A 22,488-nucleotide genomic window follows, 5' to 3' on the forward strand; every position below is an offset into this window, starting at 1 on the left:
GTGAGAATGAAACAAAAACAAACAAAAATAAACAAAAATTATTTACATAAGAGGAAGGGTATAGAATGCTAGTAGCAGAAAGGCAACAGAAAATTGTTGAACTTGTAAATATTAAATCCAGTATTCGCGTAAGTGAATTAAGCGAGTATTTTTCTGTAACAGAAGAAACGATTCGCCGGGACCTGGAAAAACTCGAAAGAGAAAATAAGCTGAAAAGGAGCCATGGCGGAGCGGTCAGGATTCAAGAGGAAGACCCCGATGTGGCAGAACGTGAAATAACAAATGTTACGGAGAAAAAAGCCATTGCAAATGAGGCAGCAAAGCTTGTGGAGAGTGGGGACCGCATTATTTTGGATGCCAGCTCTACAGCGTGGTACATGGCGAAAGCCCTGCCAAATATCCCTCTTACCGTTATAACGAATTCCATTAAAGTTTCCATGGAACTTAGCAAAAAAGACAAGATAGAAGTGATTTCAACAGGTGGAAAATTGAATCCAAAATCCATGTCTCACGTGGGACCGTTAGCAGAACGTTCACTGGATATGTACCATGTTAACAAGACATTTATATCCTGCAAAGGACTGCATCTTGAAAATGGACTAAGTGATTCAAATGAAGAACAGGCTATCCTGAAGAAGCGGATGGCTGAGCGATCGGATAAAGTCATTGTAATGGCTGATTCCAGCAAATTTGGAGTAAAAGGATTCTCTCAAATTATGCCTATCAACAATGCACATCACATCATGACAGATTCAAAAATAGACTCCGGAATAAAGGAAAAACTTGAAGGGCTTCAGCTAAAGATCCACATCGCAAAAATCTAAACATAAACAAAAATAAAACAACAATTTAATATTTGTTTATGTTGTTTTATCTTAGGAAACTCCTTATAATGAAAGTAAGAGTTTAATAGATCTTCGTTTTGACAGCGTTTTCTTTTGGGAAGGCTTGATGCTGGAAACGCAGGTCTTTAATTATTGGAATTTAAACAGAAGGAGCATGGATATATGAATACTGTAAATGCCAAAAGAAATATACTGGAATCGCCATTTTTACAGCAGATGATGCAGGCAACCCATAATATGTGGAAATTAGGCTGGGATGAGCGCAATGGAGGGAACGTCAGCATAATCCTGGATGAAGAAGAACTTGAACCTTATATCGAAAAAGGTAAGGCGATCCGTACCATCGGCCTTGATTTCCCGGTTCCGGAGCTTTCTGGCAAATACTTTATGGTAACAGCATCAGGCAGCTATTTTAAAAACATAATTGATAATCCTGAGGAACTGCTGGGCATTATTCAGGTGACCGATGAAGGAAGAGAACTGGATATATTATGGGGCTTTGCAAATGGCGGAAAGCCAACGAGCGAACTCCCATCTCACTTCATGAGCCATATTGTCAGGCTGAAGCATGATGAAAATCATAGAGTGATTATGCATAACCACGCTACGAATGTTGTTGCCATGACGTATACTCACGAACTGGATGAAGTGGCATTTACAAAATCACTATGGCAGATGGAATCTGAATGCATCATTGTATTTCCGGATGGTGTGGGGCTTCTGCCTTGGATGATACCAGGCACGAAAGAGATTGGGAAGGAAACAGCAAAGAAGATGAATGAGTATCGGTTAGTTGTATGGCCGCATCATGGTATTTTCGGTACGGGCAGCTCTATTGATGATGCTTTTGGCTTAATTGAGACAGCTGAGAAAGCTGCACAGATTTATATGCTGATTAATTCCCACCGTGGCGGAGTAAAACAGGTCATTACAGATGACCAGCTTGCCGTATTAGCTGAAGCCTTCGGGGTATCACCAAAGCCGGGAATCCTTCAAATAACAAAATAAAATAAATTCATGCTGGCTGGACAAACGTTCGGCCAGCATTTAAAAAAGCTCTTTATTTTCGCTTTGAAGTAAGCGTTTCCAAATGGGGGTTGTTATAATTGGGCAAGCTTAGCTTAGCTGTCGATATTGGTGCATCCAGCGGAAGATTAATTGCAGGATATCTTGAGGAAGGTGTACTGAAATTACAGGAAGTATATCGATTTGAAAACAAGATTATCCAAAGAAATAACCACTATTGCTGGGATGTTGACACCTTATTTACGGAAATTAAAAAGGGGATTCATCACTGCGGAAAGTTAGGATTAAAGCCAGACAGCATAGGCATTGATACATGGGCCATTGATTTTGTGCTGCTGGATGAAAAGGACCAGACTCTGACCGATGCTGTTTCCTACCGTGATCCCCGAACGGCAGGCATGATGGAGGAAGTTTTTAAAAAGATCGGGAAAGAAGAGCTGTATTTGGAAACGGGTATTCAATTTCTTACCTTCAATACCATTTTTCAGCTGGAAGCCTTAAAAAGAAACCAGCCAGAAGTCTTGGATCGAGCAAAAACCTTCCTGATGATTCCTGATTATTTCAATTATTTATTAACTGGAAATAAATCAAATGAATATACCAATGCCACCACTACGCAGCTGGTCAATGCGTTTACAAAAAAGTGGGATGGTGAAATTCTCGGGAAACTTGGAATCAATAAGGAGATGTTTCAGGAAATAATGCCACCCCGAACAGTACTTGGGAATTTGAAGGATGAGCTTGTTTCTGAATTCGGATTTGATCTTGACGTTATTTTGCCTGCCACCCATGATACGGGATCAGCTGTAATGGCTGTACCTGAAGTGGAAAATACCATTTATATCAGCTCGGGAACCTGGTCATTAATTGGTGTTGAAAACCGCTTTCCGATATGTGTGCCAAAAGCGCGCCAATATAATTATACAAATGAGGGCGGAGTGGATTACCGCTATCGCTTTCTAAAGAATATTATGGGTCTTTGGATGATCCAGGAAGTAAAAAGAAATTACAGTGGTCAATATTCCTTCAGTGAACTGGTTGAATTAGCCCGTGAAGCAACAGCTTTCAATACTATAATCAATGTTGATGACGGAAGGTTTTTAAAGCCGGAAAATATGATAACTGAGATTCAGGAATATTGTACGGAAAAAAATCTGCCTCTGCCTGAAACACCGGGTGAGATTGCCAAGTGCATTTTTATTAGTTTAGCAGAAAGCTATCAAAATGCAGTTCTTGAAATAGAAGAGATTTTTGAACAAAAGTTTAAGACCATTAACGTAATTGGCGGCGGCTGTCAAAATGAGTACCTGAACCAGCTGATAGCGGACAGGACCGGTAAAGAGGTGGTGGCTGGTCCATCTGAAGCAACAGCCATCGGAAATCTTGCAGCACAGCTAATGTCGCTGGGGGACATTGGGGAACTAAAAGAGGCAAGAACCATTATTAAAAGGTCATTTGAGCTGAAGAAATTCCCCCCAGCAAGTCAGGAGTCAATGAGGAGTGTACCTTATGAGAATACAGGAAAATTATGAAAATGCCAAACGTGCTTATGAAAAGTGGGGAATCAACACGGATGAAGTCCTGGAGGTGTTAAAAGCCATTCCGATTTCCATCCACTGCTGGCAGGGAGATGATGTCCAGGGGTTTGAAGCGAAACAAAATGAGCTTTCCGGAGGCATTGATGTTACAGGGAATTATCCTGGAAAGGCTGAAACACCAGAGGAATTAAGAAGTGACCTGGAGAAAGCACTTTCCCTTATTCCAGGAAAACATCGTGTCAACCTGCATGCGATCTATGCAGAAACAGATGGGAAAGCAGTTGAACGTGACCAATTGGAGCCGAAGTATTTTCAGAACTGGGTGGATTGGGCAAAAGAACTTGGTTTAGGCCTGGATTTTAACCCTACTTTATTTTCCCATGAGAAAGCTGCAGATGGGCTAACTTTATCTCATCCAAACGAGAAAATCAGAGGGTTCTGGATTAATCACTGCATTGCCAGCCGGAAGATAGGGGAGTACTTTGGCAGAGAACTTGGTACACCGTGCCTGACAAATATTTGGATACCGGACGGATATAAGGATATTCCGAGCGACCGGCTGACACCTAGAGTGAGATTGAAAGAGTCATTGGATAGAATTTTTGCAGAAGGAATTGATAGTACATATAATATCGATGCCATTGAAAGCAAACTGTTTGGCATTGGTTCAGAGTCGTATGTTGTTGGCTCCCATGAGTTTTATATGGGATATGCATTAAAGAACGATAAACTCTGCCTGCTGGACACAGGGCATTTTCATCCAACGGAAACAGTATCCAATAAGATTTCCTCCATGCTCCTGTATGCGGATCAGCTTGCATTACATGTTTCGCGGCCAGTACGCTGGGATAGTGATCATGTCGTAACATTGGATGATGAGCTGCGGGAAATTGCACTGGAGCTTGTGCGCTGCGGAGCTTTGGATAAAGTAAAGCTTGGCATGGATTTCTTTGATGCAAGCATTAACCGGGTAGCGGCTTGGGTAATTGGGACTCGCAATATGATTAAAGCACTGCTCTATGCGCTGCTGACACCAAATGATTACCTGATAGAGCTTCAAGAAAGGGGTCAATTTACTGACCGCCTTGCACTCATGGAGGAGTTTAAAACCTACCCGTTTGGGGCTGTATGGGATTACTACTGTCAAACTATGGGCGTGCCTGTTAAAGAAACATGGCTGGGTGAAATAAAGAAATATGAGGAAGAAGTTTTGGCGAAAAGATAATTCTTATTTAAGAAGGAGATGGGCTGCTGCAGTCCGTCTCCCTTTTGTCTTCATAGAACTTTAACACACTTTTTATATTTGCTTAACAAGAGTTTTGTAAAGTGGTTCCATGGGTAATCATATGGATGAGGTGAGATAAATGATAAGAAAAATTCTTGAATTTCTTGATGAAATGTCGGAATCACCAAATATGACCGAGGACCAGGCTGATGAACAGGAAGAATATGATTATGAAGATGAAATTGAGGATAGGCATTACTTTTATTAAGAGTCCAAAAAAGGGGCTCTTTTTATTTTTATGTGGCACATAGAGATGTGGAATCGTTGGATAAAAAGGTTAAAGATCTCTATGCGCCATTCTTATTATTGCCAAAAAACTAAATAAATATTTATTACATGTTATTTACACTACCTTAATAAAGGGTTAATAAACATATGGTAAGCTGGAAAAAAGATAATAAGGAGTGATGAAATGGTCAAGAATTTAAGGATTAGATGGCATAAGTTCTGGTTCCTTACTTATAACACAATCTTGGGCGCGACTTCATCTACAACCCTTTTTATTAACATCTATAAGAAATCAAAGTATCACCATACAAAATTGATTCAATACCTCTAATATCTTTTAAACTATGGAGCATATAAGGCTCCTTTTTATTTTGTCTTCAAGTTAATTGTTGAACTCTATAGTCTGAAAGAATCGGTATAGAGAAATAATTTCATAAATATAATAAATTATCGTCGACCTTAAGCAATAAAGAGATTCTAATTTTCGGAATTTTCAAGTTTAATAGCGATATAGTGGGGAAATTGTTGAATAAGCGGGAAATATTGAAAAAGGAGGTGTTCAAATTGAGACCGTTATTCGGTACAGTCGAATACTTTGAACAAAAAATTGCAAACTGCCTTTCGAATAAACAATTAAGAAAAAATAAGAAAGAGCGCATATCAGAAATCGCTTCAGAGTTGGAAAATGAAATCCGTTACGATTTCACGTGCCACGAAAGGGTCAAGAAAGAATGCCTCGATAACCTCTTTAAAGTTTGCAAAAAAGCTTCAGCTATCCATTGAATATATTCTGTTTAAAGCTTGTAATTATGGGAACTTCCTTAAAACCACATAGCCAAACTCCCTGTTCTGTTCCGCCGCCCAATAGGCTTCATAGGATCTGATAAAGAAATGTTGCTGCAGCGGCGGTTCTGGAACCAATTAGAACCCTTCCGTGGCTACCCTCAAATCTCCATCCAATATCATGTTATGAAATAGCAAATTTTGAAGGATTGTATTGGAAACCCTCCCCTCACAAATGGTAAAATGTAGGAAGGAGGGATATCCATGAAGAGATGGTTGATTTTACTTATTTCTATTCTATTCTTGGCCGTGCTGAGCGGATGCAATAAAGAAGTTAAGCCTCAAGACCGTTTTGCCCAGTACGTTGAGCATTGGAATAAGCAAGAGTTCGATAAAATGTATGGGTTTTTATCAGAAAGCGCCAAGAAGTCTATCAGCAAGAAGGACTTTGTAGAGCGCTATGAGAAGGTATATAAAGATTTAGAGATTAGCAAGTTAAAAGTTACATATAAACCGGATATGGAAAAAGAGTATAAGAAGGAAGAAAAGGCTGCACTTCCATTTTCAGCATCGATGGAGAGCGCGGCAGGGAAAATTGAATTCTCTCATGAAGCCAGCCTGGTAAAAGAAGAAAAAGAGGATGAGGAAAGCTGGTTTGTTGCATGGGATACAACGTATATTTTCCCGGAGCTTGGACCTGAGGATAAAATCAGCTACAGCACCGTACCGGCGCAGCGGGGGGATATAGTGGACCGTACAGGTGACCCGCTGGCTTTAAACGGAACGTTATATGAAATTGGTGTTGTTCCTGAGCAGATGGAAGGCCAAAAAGAGCAGACAGTTAAAGGTCTCTCATCCGCCTTGGGCATCTCAGAAGAGCAAATCAGCAAAAGCCTGAATGCAGACTGGGTACAGCCCGGGTACTTTGTGCCAATCAAAAAAGTTTCTCCGGATGACAGGGCGACATTGGACAAAGTGTTTGCCCTTAAAGGCGTTTTGAAACAGGATGTTAAAGGAAGAATTTATCCGTTCGGCGAGGCATCAGCTCATTTGGTCGGCTATGTAGGCCCCATTACAGCTGATGAACTAAAGAAGAACGAAGGAAAAGGATATTCCTCCACTGATATCATTGGAAAAAGAGGACTGGAACAAGTCCTTGAAGAACGGCTGAAGGGAACAAACGGTGTCAAAATTGGCATCACAAAGAAAGATGGATCTGAAGTTGTACTGGCAGAAAAACCTGTGAAAAATGGCGAAACGATTGAGCTGACAATCGACATCACTCTTCAGAAGGATCTATATGAAGAACTGAAGGGAAGTCCGGGGACTTCTGCAGCAATTGATCCGGTTACAGGGGATACGCTTGCTTTAGTCAGCAGTCCAAGCTTCGATCCAAATGAGGCTTCGCTGGGCTTTACCGCAAATGAGTGGAAGCAGCTTGAAGAGAACAAAGATATGCCGCTCATGAACCGATTCAAGCAAACCTATGCTCCCGGATCAGTGCTGAAGCCAATCACAGGAGCGGTTGGTCTATCCGAAGGGACACTGACACTTGATGAAACTATTCAGGTGAAAGGCCTAAAATGGCAGAAGAGCAAATCCTGGGGAAGCTATCAGGTAACTCGTGTTAAGGATCCGAACGGACCTGTTGATTTTGAAAAAGCAATGATGTATTCAGATAATATCTATTTTGCTAAAGAGGCACTTGATCTAGGGAAAGAGAAATTCTCTGCGGGCTTAAAGAAGTTTGGCTTTGATGAGGAGATTCCATTCCCTTTCCCAATTGAGACATCGCAGATTGGCGGTCTGGACAGTGAAATCAAACTGGCAGATTCAGGATATGGACAGGGAGAAGTAGAGATGAGCATTCTTCATCTGGCAGCAGCCTATACGCCGATTGTAAATAAAGGCTCTCTTATAAAGCCAGTATTAATGGGAGAAGAAGAAAAGAATCAGGTGTGGAAAGAAAATATTATCAGTGAGGAAACAGCCAATACTGTTGAAGCAGCTATCACCAAAGTGGTTCAGGAACCTTCCGGAACAGCTCACTCAGCGAATATGAAGGATTATCCGCTTGCCGGTAAAACAGGAACTGCCGAGCTGAAAAGAAGTGCAGAGGAAAAAGGACAGGAAAATGGCTTGTTTGTTGCCTATAATCCAGGGGATCCTAACCTGCTGATTGCGATGATGATGGAAGGCGTTGAAGATAAAGGCGGTTCAAAGGTTGTCGTGGAAAAGGTTAAGAAGGTCTTTGAAAAAAATAAAGATCGGTTTTAAATAGAAAAGGGAGGCAGCTGGCTGCTTCCCTTTTTGTTATCTTTCACAGGCAATCTTGTCCTTGTCCCTGTCTTTTGACTTGTTGGCATCGTAGAGTTTTGCTGATACATACGGTTTATATTTGGTTTTTCCGCCTTTATTCTTAATGCCAGCAGTCCGGGCTACTCCGCCTTTATAGTCCTTATTTAGCTCTGTGCAATTTTTATATGTCTTGATTTTGGCAGTTTTCGCGGAAGCTGCCGGGCTAAAAGACAGTGAGGCTAAAAGACATAGTGTAATGATGGCTGATAACAATTTTTTCAAAATTACCCCTCCGATTTTCCTGATTATGTAATAAATATAATTTGTTTTCATCAGAAGTTCAATGATAATTTAACTCTCTTAAATTGTTTATTGTAAAAAATAGGAACAGGAAATATAATATAGAAGTATTGAAAAAATGGTGAAATGAGGAAGATTATGAGGAAATTAGGCGTTGTTCTATCAGTTGTAGTCTTAATTTTCAGTTTGTTCAGCCCTGCTGCTTCAGCTCAGACTCCGGAATTTGATGAAGAATTTCAGCAGTATCTAAGTGACATTAGCGCGACTAGGGGTTTGGAAGTTACTAGAGAAGATATAGAGGCTTCCCTCTCCTGGTATGATGAATCCATAGAAAATTTTTCATCTATTGAAGAGTTGAGCGATTTCTTGGGAGAAGTAATTAAGGGCGATCTAAGCAATCTTCTGTTTATCTATGAAGAATATGACCTGGATGAAGACTCATTAATTAGTTTACTTGAAGAGTATGGAGAAGAACTGGACGATTATATTTTCGTTGGGGATTTGGAAGAGGCAGTATTTTTCTATACGGCAGATGAATTTGTTGATGAGGATATGATTAAGGAGCTTTTGGAAGTCTTCAAGACTGAATTTGATCTGACAGATGAGGAGATTGAGAGATTGAAAAATCACCTCCTTTCCATTGAGGATGACCTTTCAAGCCCAGAGACTATTCAGCGGCTTGAGGAACTTGCTTATCGGATGATGGAGATTGGGGATTTCGATGTGGCTGGAGAATTAACATCAGAACAGGTGGAAGAAATGCTAGCTATTTTTGATGAGCTGCTTTCCATCTATCAGGTTAAAGTGGAATATACACTGATTACAAATAATTCTGAAAAAGAACTTACATTACTTGAACTTTTTAATATGACGGAATTAATTAATGCGAAACTGAAGATCAGCATCTATAATCTGGCGGGGGAATTTCTTGCAGATATCATCATAACAGGTGAAATGTTTGACTCAGACCTTATTAAAGAAACAGGCAAGGATCTTACAAAGGCAACTGAAAAAGTGAAAAAACCATCTGAAAATAAAACAGAAAAAGGCGGCAAGCTGCCGAATACGGCTTCAAACAATATGTTATATGGAGTTATGGGTGTCTTCAGTTTAATGATAGGGGTTACATTATTCCGCAGGGTAAGGGAAAGGTAAGATGACTCAGGGTAAAAGCAAAAAGACAAGCGGAGCGGGCCGCCGCAAGAAGTGGCTGTTTCTTCTTTTCATTAGTATGAGTTTGATTCTGCTTGGGCTATTGGTTACAACGACAAGTGTCTATAAAGTAGGCAAAGGCTATATCTCGTATAAGATGAATGCGCCTGTACGGGAAATGGAGCTGAAGAAAGAGGTTTCTGCTGCTGGCACCGAGGAGGCGAAAGCTGAGAAGAAAGTTTTATATTCAGAAGAGCCGGAGATTGGTGAAAATATCGGTGAGCTTTATATTCCGAAAATCAAGTCCGTTTTGCCTATTATTCACGGCACAGATGAAGATGAACTTGAAAAAGGTGTAGGACATTATGCAGGAAGTGTGATGCCGGGAGAAAAGGATAATTCTGTTCTTTCCGGGCACAGAGATACAGTCTTTAGAAAGCTTGGTGAGGTGGGAAAGGGCGATATTCTGGAGGTAACCACAAAGGCGGGCACCTTTGTATATCGTGTAAACAAAGTGCGGATTGTGGATGCTGACGATCGGACAGTAATCGTACCAAAGCCGCGTGCCATGCTGACCGTAACGACTTGCTATCCTTTTGATTTTATAGGAGATGCCCCGCAAAGATACATTCTCGTTGCGAATCTCTTATCAAAAAAATAACCTATTCCAGGAGTCTCCTTTCAAAGGGGGCTTTTTTCTATGAAAAAATATTTATCAACTTCCTATTTTTCGACATCTGTTAGAATAAATTCCCTATATAATATACATATTCTACTAAAAAAACCAATAAGTAGAACGATTGAATTTGATTAACGGAGGAAAAGGGATGAGTCAGTTTAAAAGATTTTTATGCTTGTTTCTGGTGTTAATTCTCATAGTACAGCCGATCACCGTTTTTGGAGCAGAAAAAGCGGAAACGGCAAAGGCAAGCCGTATGAAGGAAAGCATCCAAACTGAGAGAGCTCCAAAAAAGTCTAAGGATGAATCAAAAGATTATAAGTTTGCAGCAAAAGATGATATTCCCTTAATGGAACCAGGTGACCTTGCAGGCTCTTTACTGGATAGCCAGAACACCTATCATCATATTTGGTTTGAAGATGTCTTCGATTATTCTGATTCAAGTATGATCGTTGAATTGTATTATCGATCATCATCGGCTTATTATAAAGACTCCATTATTTCCCTTGAGTTTTATAGTGAGGAAAATGATAGCTTTGATTTTGTTGGATACACAGAATTTAATTTATATGGGACACAATACTCTTATTTAGATTCCTACATTGATAAAGCACCTTTTATGAATCAGCCATATATTTATATGCGCTTGGGTGTATCAGCCAGTGTTTATGATGAATCTTATTCAGATGTTTTCCTTTTTAAAGTGGAAAACCCATTCTATCAAGATCAACCTGCAGGGCCTGCTGATAAATATGCCATTATCAGCAATGAGTCAGTGTTAGGAGATGACTTCCAAAGCACGGGCCAGTTCTCCCTGAACAATGATAAATATGCCTCCAACAAAAGGCTGAAGCAGAATGCGTACAGACTTGATGTGAAAAAACCTTTTGATGTAAAGAAAAATAAAGGGAAACAGCTAAACAGCTATAAAAGCAAAAGAGCAGCCTATCAAACGGGGCAAACGAGATATTTCTCGGTATATAACTTTAACTCCGATCAGGATTATCAAATTAATGCAACATTGCTCTACACTGGATCAAAAGCAAATGTGTGGGTACATAATAACCAGCTGACAACGAAGCAGGCAGAAACGCTTGGCAGTGAGTTTGATACAGGCATCCATCCTGTCATTACAAACCACTTCGCAGGAGAGTCGGATGTCGATGGGGACGGCAAGATCAATATTCTTGCTTATGATATCCAGGATGGATTCTATGGAAGCGGAGGCTATATAGCCGGGTATTTCTATCCGGGTGACTTGTATAATGTCTCTTACTCCAACAAGTCGGAAATTTTTTATGTGGACACCTATCCGTTAATGGGAACAGGCACGGAAAAGGATCCTGCAGCATCCTATGAAACACTTGCCCACGAATTTCAGCATATGGTCAACTTCAATCAGAATGTTTTCATTGAAGGCGATGAGGATGGCATGGATATCTGGCTTGATGAAGCATTGGCCATGGCAGCGGAACAAGTATACACAGGCCAGGCTCTGACTGATCGGATTGATTATTACAATTACTCCAATTCAATTATCAGTGGGCACTCACTCCTTTATTGGGACTATTATGGGGATACATTGGCCAACTATTCGTTATCTTATTTATTCGGACAATATGTAAAGCTTCAGGCGAATAAAGGAAATGCTATTTTCAAAGAGATATTGAAGGATTCCAATAATGACTATAGAGCAATAGAAAATGTCATGAAAAAGTATGTGGATCCTTCTCTGACGTTTGGACAAACGATGACAAATTTCCGTGCAGCACTCTTGTTAAAGGAAAGTGGCGGCTTGCATGGGTTTAAAGGTGAGCAGGCTTTCGATTCTCTGCAGCCCCGATTATATACAGGCGCTTCCACTTATTTGAGGGGCGGCGGCGCCATTGTCACTCAGGCTTCAGCTGATATGTCCATTCCTGCGAACAAAGGGGATGACATCACCTATACCTTTGTGGGCGAAGACGAAAAAGACACGACACCGCCAGCTGCTCCAACGGTCAATCCGGTCAGCGACCAGGATAGCGCTGTAAACGGTAAGGCTGAAGCAGGAAGCAAGATAACAGTAAAAGCTGGGAATACAGTAATGGGTACAGCAACTTCCAACAGCAGTGGAAATTTCAGTGCCGGGATGGCAAAGCAAAAAGCAGGAACGGTTTTGACTGTATTTGCAGAAGACAGCGCCGGAAATAAAAGTCCGGAGACGAAGGTTACTGTAAAAGACAAAACAGCTCCAGCTGCACCTGCTGTAGATCCTGTAAGGGACTATGACAAAAAAGTAACCGGCAAGGCAGAAGCAGGTTCAAAAGTAACTGTCAAAAAAGGATCAACCGTTCTTGGCACTGCTTCAGCTGCATCTGACGGAAAGTTCACAGTTTCTTTAAAAGCAGCTGAGAAAGCAGGTACGAACTTAACGGTTACGGCCACGGATAAAGCGGGCAATGTGAGTAAAGCAACTCAAGTGAAAGTAGTGGATAAAACCGCTCCATCAGCCCCTAAGGTGGACGCTGTTAAAGACTATGACAAAAAAGTAACAGGTAAGGCGGAAGCGGGCTCCAAAGTGACTGTCAAGAAAGGCAGCAGTACACTCGGAGCAGCAACAGCAGATAAATATGGGAAGTTCTCAGTAAGCATAAAATCTGCACAAAAAGCAGGCACAGTACTGAGTCTAACAGCAGCAGATAAAGCGGGAAATGTGAGCAAAACAGCTAAGGTTACAGTAGTGGACAAAACACCGCCGGCAGCTCCTGCCGTTAGTGCTGTAAAAGACTCGGATAAAAAGGTAACCGGAAAAGCAGAAGCAGGCTCAAAGGTTACCGTGAAAAAAGGCAGCACTACACTTGGCACGGCTACGGCAGCCAAGGATGGAAAATTCACAGTAACAATGAAATCAGCCCAGAAGGCAGGCACTGTTCTATCCATAACAGCAAAGGATAAAGCAGGAAACACAAGCAAAACCACTAAAGTCACGATAAAGGACAAAACAGCGCCTAAAACACCATCTGTAAACAAAGTAACAGCTTCCTCAACCATGGTAACCGGAAAGGCCGAGGCATACTCCACCGTCTATGTAAAAGCCGAATCCAAGGTGATCGGTTCCGCAAAAGCATCAAAATCGGGCAGCTTTTCGGTGAAAATAAGCAAACAGAAAGCTGGAAAAACCCTTTATGTCTATGCAAAAGATAAGGCCGGCAATACAGGGAAATCAGCAAAAATAACTGTAAAGAAACGCTAATAATAAGGAGTTGGAGAGGTGAAAGCCTCTTCTTCTTTTTGGGTGGTGTAAATATGGTTAAAAAGTATCAGGTAAATAGAAATAATATATATCCAAAATAAGTAATTTAAGATAAAATATTCTTACTTTTATAAAAGGGGAGATACACTTGAAGGTGACCAAACAAACAAAAAGCTTTCTCATTGCACTTCTGGCATGCTGTGCATTTTTAATGTGGGGAACGGAGAAGGCAGCTGCGTCTATTTCGGATGCGAAAGCGATCAATGTGAATCAGACATACAAAGGAGTCCTTAAGGATTATGATCAGGAGGATTTCTATAAGTTTACCATTTCGGCACCAGGCAATATTACACTAGCAATAAAACAAAAGCATAATTCTACTTGGCAGGGAGAGGTTTTAAACAGTTCAGGACAGGTTTTTGAATCTTTCCTTACGGATGACAGTGAAATGGTGAGCGGAGATGCAGCCAGACCAGTAGGCCTGCCAGCAGGCACTTATTACATAAAAATAGAGAACTACTCCGGAACAATAGGAGTGAATTATGAATTTAAGGTACAGTATACACAATCCAATTACTATGAAAAAGAGTTAAATGATTCTTTGACTACTGCCAATGCCATAGAGCTCAATAAGTTTTATACTGGAATGCTTAAAAGGTATGATGATAAGGATTTTTACAAATTTACTCTAACCAAGCCAGGGAATATTAAGCTTATGATTGAGAATCAGCCAGGCGTCGAATGGTACGCCCATTTACAAGATACAAAAGGAAATGTCTATGATTATATGTACACGGATGATAGTGAAATGGTTACAGGGTATGCATCGGCAGAAGCAGGCCTCCCGGCAGGCACCTACTACCTTAAAATTGAGAATTATTCCAATGGGTATGAAACACCTTATCAAATGAAGGTTCAATATACAGCTACAGATTATTATGAGAAAGAGTTTAATAACTCAATTACAGCTGCAAATGGATTAACAGTTAATAAAACTTATAAGGGTAGCATCCAACATTCTGATGATAAAGACTTCTATAAAGTTACCTTATCAAAACCTGGAAATGTAACTCTATCAATCAAGCAAAAGCCGGGGACCGAATGGTATGCTCATATTCAGGACACGAAAGGCAACACGTATGCACATCTCTATACAGATGACAGTGAAATGATCGAAGGTTATGCCGTAAAAGAAGTGGGACTGCCTAAGGGAACCTACTATGTATTAATAAATAATTATTCGTCAGGAATAGATAAGCCTTACGAGTTTCAGGTTAAATACAAAGCAAGCAATTATTATGAGCAGGAATTTAATAATAACTTAACAACAGCGAACTCGATTAAGCTAAACCAATCATACAATGGCAATCTCCAATCTTATGACGATCTTGATTTCTATAAGTTCTCCGTTCCAAAGGATGGACTGGTAAACCTGCAAATCCCTCAGAAAACAGGATTGGAGCTATATGCTAGAATCCAAAGCAGCTCAGGTACAGTATATAAAGACATAGTTACAAATGGAAGTGAAGCTGTAAAGGGGAATGCCGCACTGCAGGTTTCGCTAAAAAAAGGAACGTACTATCTGCAGATCAAGAATAATTATGGCTACATTGATATTCCTTATTCCTTCAAGCTATACATGCAAACACCAGCATTGGCTTCAAGTAAAGTGAAGGTAACCAATAATAAAGGAAAGAATGATTCCATCCGCGTCTCCGGCATTCAAAAAGGGGATGTAGTTAAGATTTACAATGCTTCATCAAAAGGAAAGCTAATTGCGCAGAAAACAAGCACAGGTACTGCTGATACCCTTACGGTGAACCAAATTGGTGAAAAGGCAGGGGAAATCTATGTCACCCGCACCTCGCCAAGTATGTCCGAGAGCAAAAGAACAGGGGTGTCATTCACTGGAGAGCAGACGAATGCTGTTAAAACGAGCCAAGTAAAAATCACAAACAATAAGAATAAAAAAGATGTCATTACCGTAAGCAAGCTGAAGAAAGGGGATGTGGTCAAAGTTTATACTGCATCCAAAGGCGGAAAGCTGCTGGCTAAATCAAGCAAGGTGAGCAAAACTTCGGCAACCGTCAATATTTCACAGCTTGGGAAAAAGGCTGGAAGTGTGTATATTACAGCACAGAGCGATGGCATGAAGGAAAGCAGTCGTGTCAAGGTAAGCTACAAGGCTGAGAAATAATATAAAAGAAAAAATGCAAACCGGGCTGGTTTGCATTTTTTCTATTTATTAATGAAGTAATCTGTAATGAAATCACTCCACAGCTGATGTCCCTGTTCGCTGGGAATTTCATTATCCTCAGACAAATAAGGAATAATCTCACCAGATTGTGGATCTGGCCAGGCTGTCCAATGATCCAGGTAAGGGATATTGTTTGCTTCCGCATATTTCTTTAATTCCTCAACCTGGAGCGGATAATAACTGGCATCATGGATTGGATTTGGCGGTTGCAGAATAAACACAGTATCTGGGTTGTCAGCTTGAACGGATTCCATCCAGTTGGAAATATTGGCATGGGAGTCTTCGATTATTACCTCTCCATTATCCTTTAATGTAAATGGCTCTAAAAGGATAAGATCAGCTTTCTCCTCAATGATTTTGGAAACGTCATTCTCACTGCTGAATTGCATGGAAGTGCCGTCAAAGGTTTGGATGTCTACTTCTATAAAATCGCCGTACGTCTCTTCCAGCTTTTGTTTTGTTAAGTAAGCCCATCCTTCAGTTTCTGTTCCTATAGCAGACGAACCTACAATCACAATCTTATAAGGGATTTCTTCTAAAAATGTTTGTTGAAATCTTCTCTTCGCTTCCTCAGGCCAATTCTGAGATAGTTTGGTAAATTCATCAATACTGATCTTTTCAGCGGACTTATCCTTTTCAGATGAACTCTCGGCTTTAGCAGCTGTTTTAGTCTGCTTTTCTGTCTCTGTCGAATGAACTGTTTTTTCCTTCCAATGAGCATTTCCTATATAAAGGACAACCCCGCAGGAAATGGCAAGAAGTATAATCAATAATTTATTCATAATAACCTCCAGTATAAGGATCTAAAGTCCTCTATGTAATAATTTCCAATTAACGCATCTATCTATCAAAATCTTACAGTATATAGTTAAATAGGAAGAGTGATAACAAATACTTTACATTTTCATTAAAATTATGACAAATAATCACAAATTTAGCAACTCACTATGTTATAATACTTTTTGTTTTTACATTTTACTAGGAGGATATCAATGGAAGAAACAATTAGTCTAAAAGAACTATTACAGACATTGAAGAAAAGAATGACGCTTATTTTTGCCGTAACAATTGCTGCCGTTATGATCAGCGGAATTGTCAGTTATTTCTTCTTAACACCGATATATCAATCGTCTACTCAAATTCTAGTGAATCAGGCTAAAGATGAACAGAGCACATATAGTGCAGGAGAGGTTCAGACTAATCTACAGCTGATTAACACGTATAACGTAATTATTAAAAGTGCTGCCATTCTGGAATTAGTAAAAGAAGAGCTTAAATTGGATATGACAACAGGTGCACTTAATCAGAAGATTACTGTGCAAAGTGAACAGAATTCCCAGGTAGTTAATATTTCTGTACAAGATGAAAATCCAAAAAGAGCAGCTGACATAGCCAATACAACAGCAGAAGTGTTCCAAAAAGAAATCGTAGATATCATGAATATCAATAACGTAACCATTCTGGCAAAGGCTGAAGTAGGAGAAAATCAGGCTCCGATCAAGCCGCAGCCTCTATTAAATATTGCCATTGCTTTAGTGGTTGGTCTTATGGCAGGTGTGGGAATTGCATTTTTACTGGAGTATCTTGATAACACGATTAAAGACGAGCAAGACATCGAAAAAACACTTGGCCTTCCAGTACTTGGAGTCATCGCTACAATGGAAGATACTGTTGAAAATGCAAGCCGTTCCGACCGTAAAACAAGGTTAAGAGGTGAGACGATTGGTTCTTAAGAAGAATGAAAAAAAGAAATTGATGGAGCATAAACGAAAGCTCATTTCGAAAAACGATCCGAAGTCTCCTATCTCAGAACAGTACAGAACAATTAGAACAAATATCCAGTTTTCATCTGTGGATGAGGAAATCCGTACGATTATGATCACATCATCGGGTCCTGGAGAAGGAAAGTCAACCACAACAGCAAACCTTGCCGTTGTTTTTGCGCAGCAAGGAAAAAAGGTCTTGCTGGTAGATGCTGATCTGCGTAAGCCGACCGTTCATTACACATTTAACGTGATGAATACAAGCGGTTTAACGAGTGTTTTAACAAACCAGATGCCTCTTAAGGAAGCTGTTAAAGCGATTGATATGAAAAATTTATTTATCCTGCCAAGCGGCCCAATTCCGCCGAATCCATCTGAACTCCTTGGCTCAAAGGCGATGGATTACTTTATCAAAACAGTCATGGATGAATTTGATATTATCCTGTTTGATACCCCGCCGGTATTAGCCGTTACAGATGCGCAGATTTTATCAAATAAATGCCAGGGAACTATATTGGTAGCTGGAAGCGGAAAAGCAGAAAAAGATCAGCTCCTGAAAACAAAAGAGCTATTAGAAGCTGCCAAAGGAAAATTACTAGGTGTTGTTCTAAATAATAAAAAGATGAAGGAATCACAGCATTATTATTATTATGGTGCAAACTGACAAACTTCGACAAAATACACCCTTTACCGTATTGAAGCGAAGTGATAACATGACAAAAGAAGTGTAAACCTGACAAATATGGAAAGGGGTGGTATGGATGATCGATATACATTGTCATATCTTGCCGGGAGTAGATGATGGTGCACAGACCATCGAAGACAGCTTGGATATGGCGAAGGAGGCAGTTAAGGAAGGAATCTCTTCCATCATTGCTACGCCTCACCATAACCACTCCTATCAAAATATAAAATCAGAAATTATTACGGCTGTTCAGGAACTGAATAATCGATTGAATGAGGAAGCAGTACCACTGAAGGTTCTGCCAGGACAAGAAGTGCGGATTTACGGGGAGATTATTGAAGGAATAAAATCTGGAGAAATCCTTTCACTCTCTGAAACTCAATATCTTTTCATAGAATTTCCATCCAACCATGTTCCAAGGTATGCAGAAAGACTTTTATTCGATATTCAGCTACAAGGGTTAGTTCCGATTATTGTTCACCCAGAGAGAAACAAACAAATAATGGAGCAGCCAGACCTTTTATATCAATTTGTAGAAAAAGGTGCGTTAACACAGGTGACAGCATCGAGTCTTTGCGGATACTTTGGTAATAATATTAAAAAGTTTTCTCTGCAATTAATTGAAGCAAACTTAACTCATTTTATTGCCTCTGATGCTCATAATGTAAATAATCGAACATTCAAAATAACGGAAGCATTCAATTTAATTGATTCAAAATACGGACCAGATATGGTGTATCTCTTTTCGGAGAATGCTGAACTGCTAGTTGAAAATAGTAATATTATGAGGGAAATACCGGAAAGAATAAAGAAGAGAAAGTTTTTGGGTATTTTTTAAAGGGTAACAAAAGTAAGTATACCGGCGATGCCTCCTGGCCATTATCGATGGGGGCACTCGACTGTGCTGTGGGTGAATCATTCACCTTAGACGCAATGTCGTCAATAGCATGGTGTGAGGATGGGTTAAATGCCCACAAAATTAAATTTATGTATGGAGATATTCTTCGGTAAAGTATTCGCTTACATCGGTTTTTTTATTGGAGTATTTTCAAAAACAATAGATATCTAATGCTAGTACAGGATTTGTCCTGTTTTACCATTAGATATTTATTTTTGCTCAGTTATGGACATTTGCGGAAATTCAATAGTTTAAAAGACCTATAGAATGAAAAGGAGGCTATTAATTTGACGTACCAAAAAAGGATGACTTTGTTAGTGATCCTAGATTCGCTAATTGTTTTATCGGCTATTTATGTAAGTGTAATGACCCTCCATCCGACATTGACATGGCTTGGATCAAAATTCCTGTTAGTTAGTGCGATCACACTTCTGCTTAGCCATCATTTATTTGCTTCTATGTATCACTTATATAATAAAGCTTGGGAGTATGCAAGTGTAAGTGAGCTTGTTGCTATTGTAAAGGCTGTAAGTCTTTCGATTATGACAACAGGTATCATGCAGCAGCTTTTAATAGGGGATGTATACTTCAGGGCATTAATGCTGGCGTGGATGATGCATGTACTATTAATCGGAGGTTCGCGATTTTCATGGCGTGTATACCGGGATCGATATATTAAATCAAAGAAAGAACAAAAGCGAGCCTTAATAGTAGGGGCCGGTGCTGCGGGTACAATGCTAGCAAGACAGCTCTTCAAAAATCAAGACACAGAAATTAAACCTGTTGCATTTATCGATGATGACCCGAAAAAGTATAAATTACATATACTTGGTTTACCCGTTGTAGGGGGGTCTAAACATATTTCAAAGACTGTTGAAACGTTGAATATTGATAAAATTATCATAGCTATTCCTTCTCTCAATAAGAAAGAAATGCAGCGGATTTTTGAAGAGTGTTCGGGTACTAAAGCCAAAACAGTCATCATGCCAATGATTGAGGATGTGATGATTGGCAAAGTGTCTGTTAACCAATTTCGCGATGTTCAAGTAGAGGATTTATTAGGTCGTGAACCAGTCAAACTAGATATTGACACCATTTCAGAAAAGCTTACTGGAAAGACCGTTTTAGTAACAGGTGCAGGCGGTTCAATTGGATCGGAAATCTGCCGCCAGGTATGCAAGTTCCAGCCAGAGAAGCTTGTTCTGCTGGGGCATGGAGAGAACTCCATTTACCTGATAGATATGGAATTAAGGAATAAGCATAAAGGTGAATTGGAAATCGTGCCTGTTATTGCAGATATTCAGGACAGAGATCGGATTTTTGAAGTAATGGAAGCACATAGACCGGATGTTGTATATCATGCGGCTGCACATAAGCATGTGCCTTTAATGGAATATAATCCGAAAGAGGCTGTAAAGAATAATGTGCTTGGGACGAAGAATGTTGCAGAGGCTGCTGACACTTTTGGTGTAGGGACATTTGTTTTAGTCTCTTCTGATAAGGCTGTTAATCCAACAAATGTGATGGGTTCAACAAAGAGGATTGCAGAAATGGTGATTCAAGAGCTTGATAAGCATAGTACAACAAAGTTTGTGGCTGTAAGGTTTGGGAATGTGCTAGGCAGCCGGGGAAGTGTTATTCCATTATTTAAAAAGCAGATTCAGGCTGGCGGGCCTGTTACGGTTACACATCCTGATATGACCAGGTATTTTATGACGATTCCGGAAGCTTCAAGATTAGTTATGCAAGCGGGTGCGTTAGCTCGCGGTGGCGAAATTTTTGTTTTAGATATGGGAGAGCCGGTTAAGATTGTTGATTTGGCTAGAAATCTAATCACTCTATCAGGATATAAAGAGGAAGAAATCGGAATCCAATTTTCAGGAATAAGGCCTGGAGAGAAGATGTATGAGGAATTGCTTGGAGAGAATGAAGTTCATAAGGAAGCGGTGTTCCCGAAGATTTTTATTGGGAAGGCAGTTTTAGATCAAGAAGATGAGGTTCATTATTTGATTGATGAATTTGATGGGATGTCTTCAAATGAAATTAGTCAGTTTGTTTTGAATTTGGCTAATCGGAGAAACAATAAAATTCAATATGTTATGAAATAAAAAATAATCTAAGGATGATCTTAGTGGAACCAAGTTTTTATGAACAAATTAATTAAATCTTTTTTCTAAAACAATTACAAAACTTTAGAATGGGCAATTTGTTAGAAGAAATAAGAAGTTAAAAAAATAAACATAAATTATCAAGCGAGGAAAATTTTAAATGACAAATATAAAATCTAGAAATATACCCTTTTCACCTCCAGATATTACAAGTGCGGAGATAGATGAAGTTATTAGTACAATGAAGTCTGGATGGATAACTACTGGTCCCAGAACAAAGGAGCTGGAAAAGAAAATAGCAGATTTTGTTGGTGTTAAGAAAGCAGTTTGTTTAAATTCTGCAACAGCAGCAATGGAACTTACCCTTCGAATTTTAGGTATTGGACCCGGAGATGAAGTTATCACATCTGCTTATACTTATACAGCTTCTGCTTCTGTTATAAATCACACAGGTGCAAAGATTGTGTTAGTAGATACAGCTCCGAATTCTTATGAGATGGATTATTCTAAACTCGCTAATGCAATTACAGAAAAAACGAAAGCAATAATTCCAGTAGATATCGCAGGGAAAATGTGTGATTATGAAAGCATTTACGAAATCGTAGAAAATAAAAAAGAGATCTTTAAAGCAGACAATCAAATTCAATCATTATTTAATAGAATAATTGTAATGACTGATGCAGCACATGCCTTTGGAGCTGAGAAAAATGGAATGAAATGTGGGGAAGTTGCAGACTTTAGTTGTTTTTCTTTTCACGCAGTAAAGAACTTGACAACAGCAGAGGGTGGCGCTGTTGTTTGGCGTAATGGGATTGGGTTAGACGATGAATGGCTTTATAAGCAATATATGCTGTATAGTTTGCACGGTCAATCAAAAGATGCCTTAGCAAAAACACAAGTTGGGGCATGGGAATATGATATAGTTTACCCAGCCTATAAGTACAACATGACAGATATTATGGCTAGTATTGGTTTGGTACAGTTAAACAGATATCAAGCATTAATTAAGAGACGTAAGGAAATAATTGAGCAATATGATAAAGAGTTATTACCGCTAGGTATCGATACCATGCAACATTTTGGGGAACATTTTGCCTCTTCCGGTCACCTTTATTTAATGAGAATACCTGGTATTGATGAAGTTCAAAGAAATAAGATAATTGTTAATATGGCAGAAATGGGGGTGGCATGTAATGTTCATTACAAGCCACTACCAATGTTTACTGCTTATAAAAATTTAGGATTTGATATTAAGGACTACCCAAATGCCTATTTCCAATATGCAAATGAGATTACTCTTCCTCTTCATACTTTATTATGTGATGAGGATGTAAGATATGTATGTGAAAAGTTTAAAAGTGCTTTGTATGGGATTAACAATAGTTTTATAACCAGTTCTATGGGGTGA

At 39.5% G+C, this 22,488-nt stretch carries 18 protein-coding genes; 16 read left to right on the forward strand and 2 right to left on the reverse strand.

The genetic code is table 11. The features are described 5' to 3' along the window. Positions 1-65: 65 nt before the first annotated feature. From CHI10_RS05665 to CHI10_RS05690, 7 genes are all read left to right on the forward strand, one after another. On the forward strand, positions 66-824 hold the full coding sequence (locus tag CHI10_RS05665) for a DeoR/GlpR family DNA-binding transcription regulator (RefSeq protein WP_095243344.1): 759 nt from the start codon (positions 66-68) through the stop codon (positions 822-824). A gap of 183 nt (positions 825-1,007) precedes the next feature. After that, complete coding sequence (gene rhaD, locus CHI10_RS05670) at positions 1,008-1,853, forward strand: rhamnulose-1-phosphate aldolase (protein ID WP_095243345.1); 846 nt, start codon at positions 1,008-1,010, stop codon at positions 1,851-1,853. Positions 1,854-1,951: 98 nt separating this feature from the next. Further along, complete coding sequence (gene rhaB / locus CHI10_RS05675; RefSeq protein WP_095243346.1) at positions 1,952-3,403, forward strand: rhamnulokinase; 1,452 nt, start codon at positions 1,952-1,954, stop codon at positions 3,401-3,403. Continuing rightward, positions 3,381-4,634 (forward strand): L-rhamnose isomerase, encoded by a 1,254-nt coding sequence (gene rhaA / locus CHI10_RS05680; RefSeq protein WP_095243347.1) that lies wholly within the window; start codon positions 3,381-3,383, stop codon positions 4,632-4,634. The genes rhaB and rhaA overlap by 23 nt, the downstream gene beginning before the upstream one ends. Positions 4,635-4,773: 139 nt before the next feature. Continuing rightward, positions 4,774-4,902, forward strand: a complete 129-nt coding sequence (locus CHI10_RS22610) for a hypothetical protein (protein ID WP_286137193.1) — start codon at positions 4,774-4,776, stop codon at positions 4,900-4,902. A 584-nt stretch (positions 4,903-5,486) separates the two neighbouring features. Continuing rightward, the gene (locus tag CHI10_RS05685; RefSeq protein ID WP_095243348.1) at positions 5,487-5,705 is read left to right on the forward strand and encodes a hypothetical protein; all 219 of its coding nucleotides are present in this window, start codon (positions 5,487-5,489) and stop codon (positions 5,703-5,705) included. A 264-nt stretch (positions 5,706-5,969) separates the two neighbouring features. After that, positions 5,970-7,982 (forward strand): penicillin-binding transpeptidase domain-containing protein, encoded by a 2,013-nt coding sequence (locus CHI10_RS05690; RefSeq protein ID WP_095243349.1) that lies wholly within the window; start codon positions 5,970-5,972, stop codon positions 7,980-7,982. Positions 7,983-8,018: 36 nt separating this feature from the next. Here CHI10_RS05690 and CHI10_RS05695 read toward each other — a convergent pair whose 3' ends face one another. Beyond that, entirely contained in the window at positions 8,019-8,276 is a 258-nt protein-coding gene (locus CHI10_RS05695; RefSeq protein WP_457990198.1) for an excalibur calcium-binding domain-containing protein, read from the reverse strand. Positions 8,277-8,441: 165 nt separating this feature from the next. Here CHI10_RS05695 and CHI10_RS05700 point away from each other — a divergent pair, with 165 nt between their 5' ends. The 4 genes from CHI10_RS05700 (at position 8,442) to CHI10_RS05715 (ending at position 15,566) form a co-directional block, all read left to right on the forward strand. Then, complete coding sequence (locus CHI10_RS05700) at positions 8,442-9,458, forward strand: processed acidic surface protein (protein ID WP_179288964.1); 1,017 nt, start codon at positions 8,442-8,444, stop codon at positions 9,456-9,458. 1 nt (position 9,459) lies between these two features. Further along, positions 9,460-10,116 (forward strand): class D sortase, encoded by a 657-nt coding sequence (locus CHI10_RS05705; protein WP_095243352.1) that lies wholly within the window; start codon positions 9,460-9,462, stop codon positions 10,114-10,116. Between the two features lie 166 nt (positions 10,117-10,282). Then, on the forward strand, positions 10,283-13,369 hold the full coding sequence (locus tag CHI10_RS05710) for an Ig-like domain-containing protein (RefSeq protein ID WP_095243353.1): 3,087 nt from the start codon (positions 10,283-10,285) through the stop codon (positions 13,367-13,369). Between the two features lie 148 nt (positions 13,370-13,517). After that, entirely contained in the window at positions 13,518-15,566 is a 2,049-nt protein-coding gene (locus CHI10_RS05715) for a pre-peptidase C-terminal domain-containing protein (RefSeq protein ID WP_095243354.1), read from the forward strand. Between the two features lie 41 nt (positions 15,567-15,607). Here the strand turns inward: CHI10_RS05715 and CHI10_RS05720 are convergent, their stop codons facing one another. After that, positions 15,608-16,408: an SGNH/GDSL hydrolase family protein gene (locus CHI10_RS05720; RefSeq protein WP_095243355.1), complete on the reverse strand. Its 801-nt coding sequence runs from the start codon at positions 16,406-16,408 to the stop codon at positions 15,608-15,610. A gap of 210 nt (positions 16,409-16,618) precedes the next feature. Between CHI10_RS05720 and CHI10_RS05725 the strand changes: the two genes are divergently transcribed. The 5 genes from CHI10_RS05725 to CHI10_RS05745 all read left to right on the forward strand — a co-directional run bounded on the left by CHI10_RS05725 (position 16,619) and on the right by CHI10_RS05745 (position 22,488). Continuing rightward, positions 16,619-17,359 carry a YveK family protein gene (locus CHI10_RS05725; protein ID WP_095243356.1) on the forward strand — a complete coding sequence of 247 codons (741 nt, stop codon included), beginning with the start codon at positions 16,619-16,621 and terminating at the stop codon, positions 17,357-17,359. Positions 17,360-17,381: 22 nt separating this feature from the next. Continuing rightward, complete coding sequence (locus CHI10_RS05730) at positions 17,382-18,053, forward strand: CpsD/CapB family tyrosine-protein kinase (RefSeq protein ID WP_095243435.1); 672 nt, start codon at positions 17,382-17,384, stop codon at positions 18,051-18,053. Positions 18,054-18,150: 97 nt separating this feature from the next. Continuing rightward, positions 18,151-18,912, forward strand: a complete 762-nt coding sequence (locus tag CHI10_RS05735; RefSeq protein WP_095243357.1) for a tyrosine-protein phosphatase — start codon at positions 18,151-18,153, stop codon at positions 18,910-18,912. A gap of 347 nt (positions 18,913-19,259) precedes the next feature. Continuing rightward, a complete protein-coding gene (locus CHI10_RS05740; protein WP_095243358.1) occupies positions 19,260-21,080 on the forward strand; it encodes a polysaccharide biosynthesis protein in 1,821 nt (606 codons plus the stop codon). A 160-nt stretch (positions 21,081-21,240) separates the two neighbouring features. Next, entirely contained in the window at positions 21,241-22,488 is a 1,248-nt protein-coding gene (locus CHI10_RS05745) for a DegT/DnrJ/EryC1/StrS family aminotransferase (protein WP_095243359.1), read from the forward strand.

The sequence above is a fragment of the Bacillus sp. 7894-2 genome (assembly GCF_002272225.1).
In the GTDB taxonomy this organism is placed as follows: Bacteria; Bacillota; Bacilli; order Bacillales; family Cytobacillaceae; genus Cytobacillus.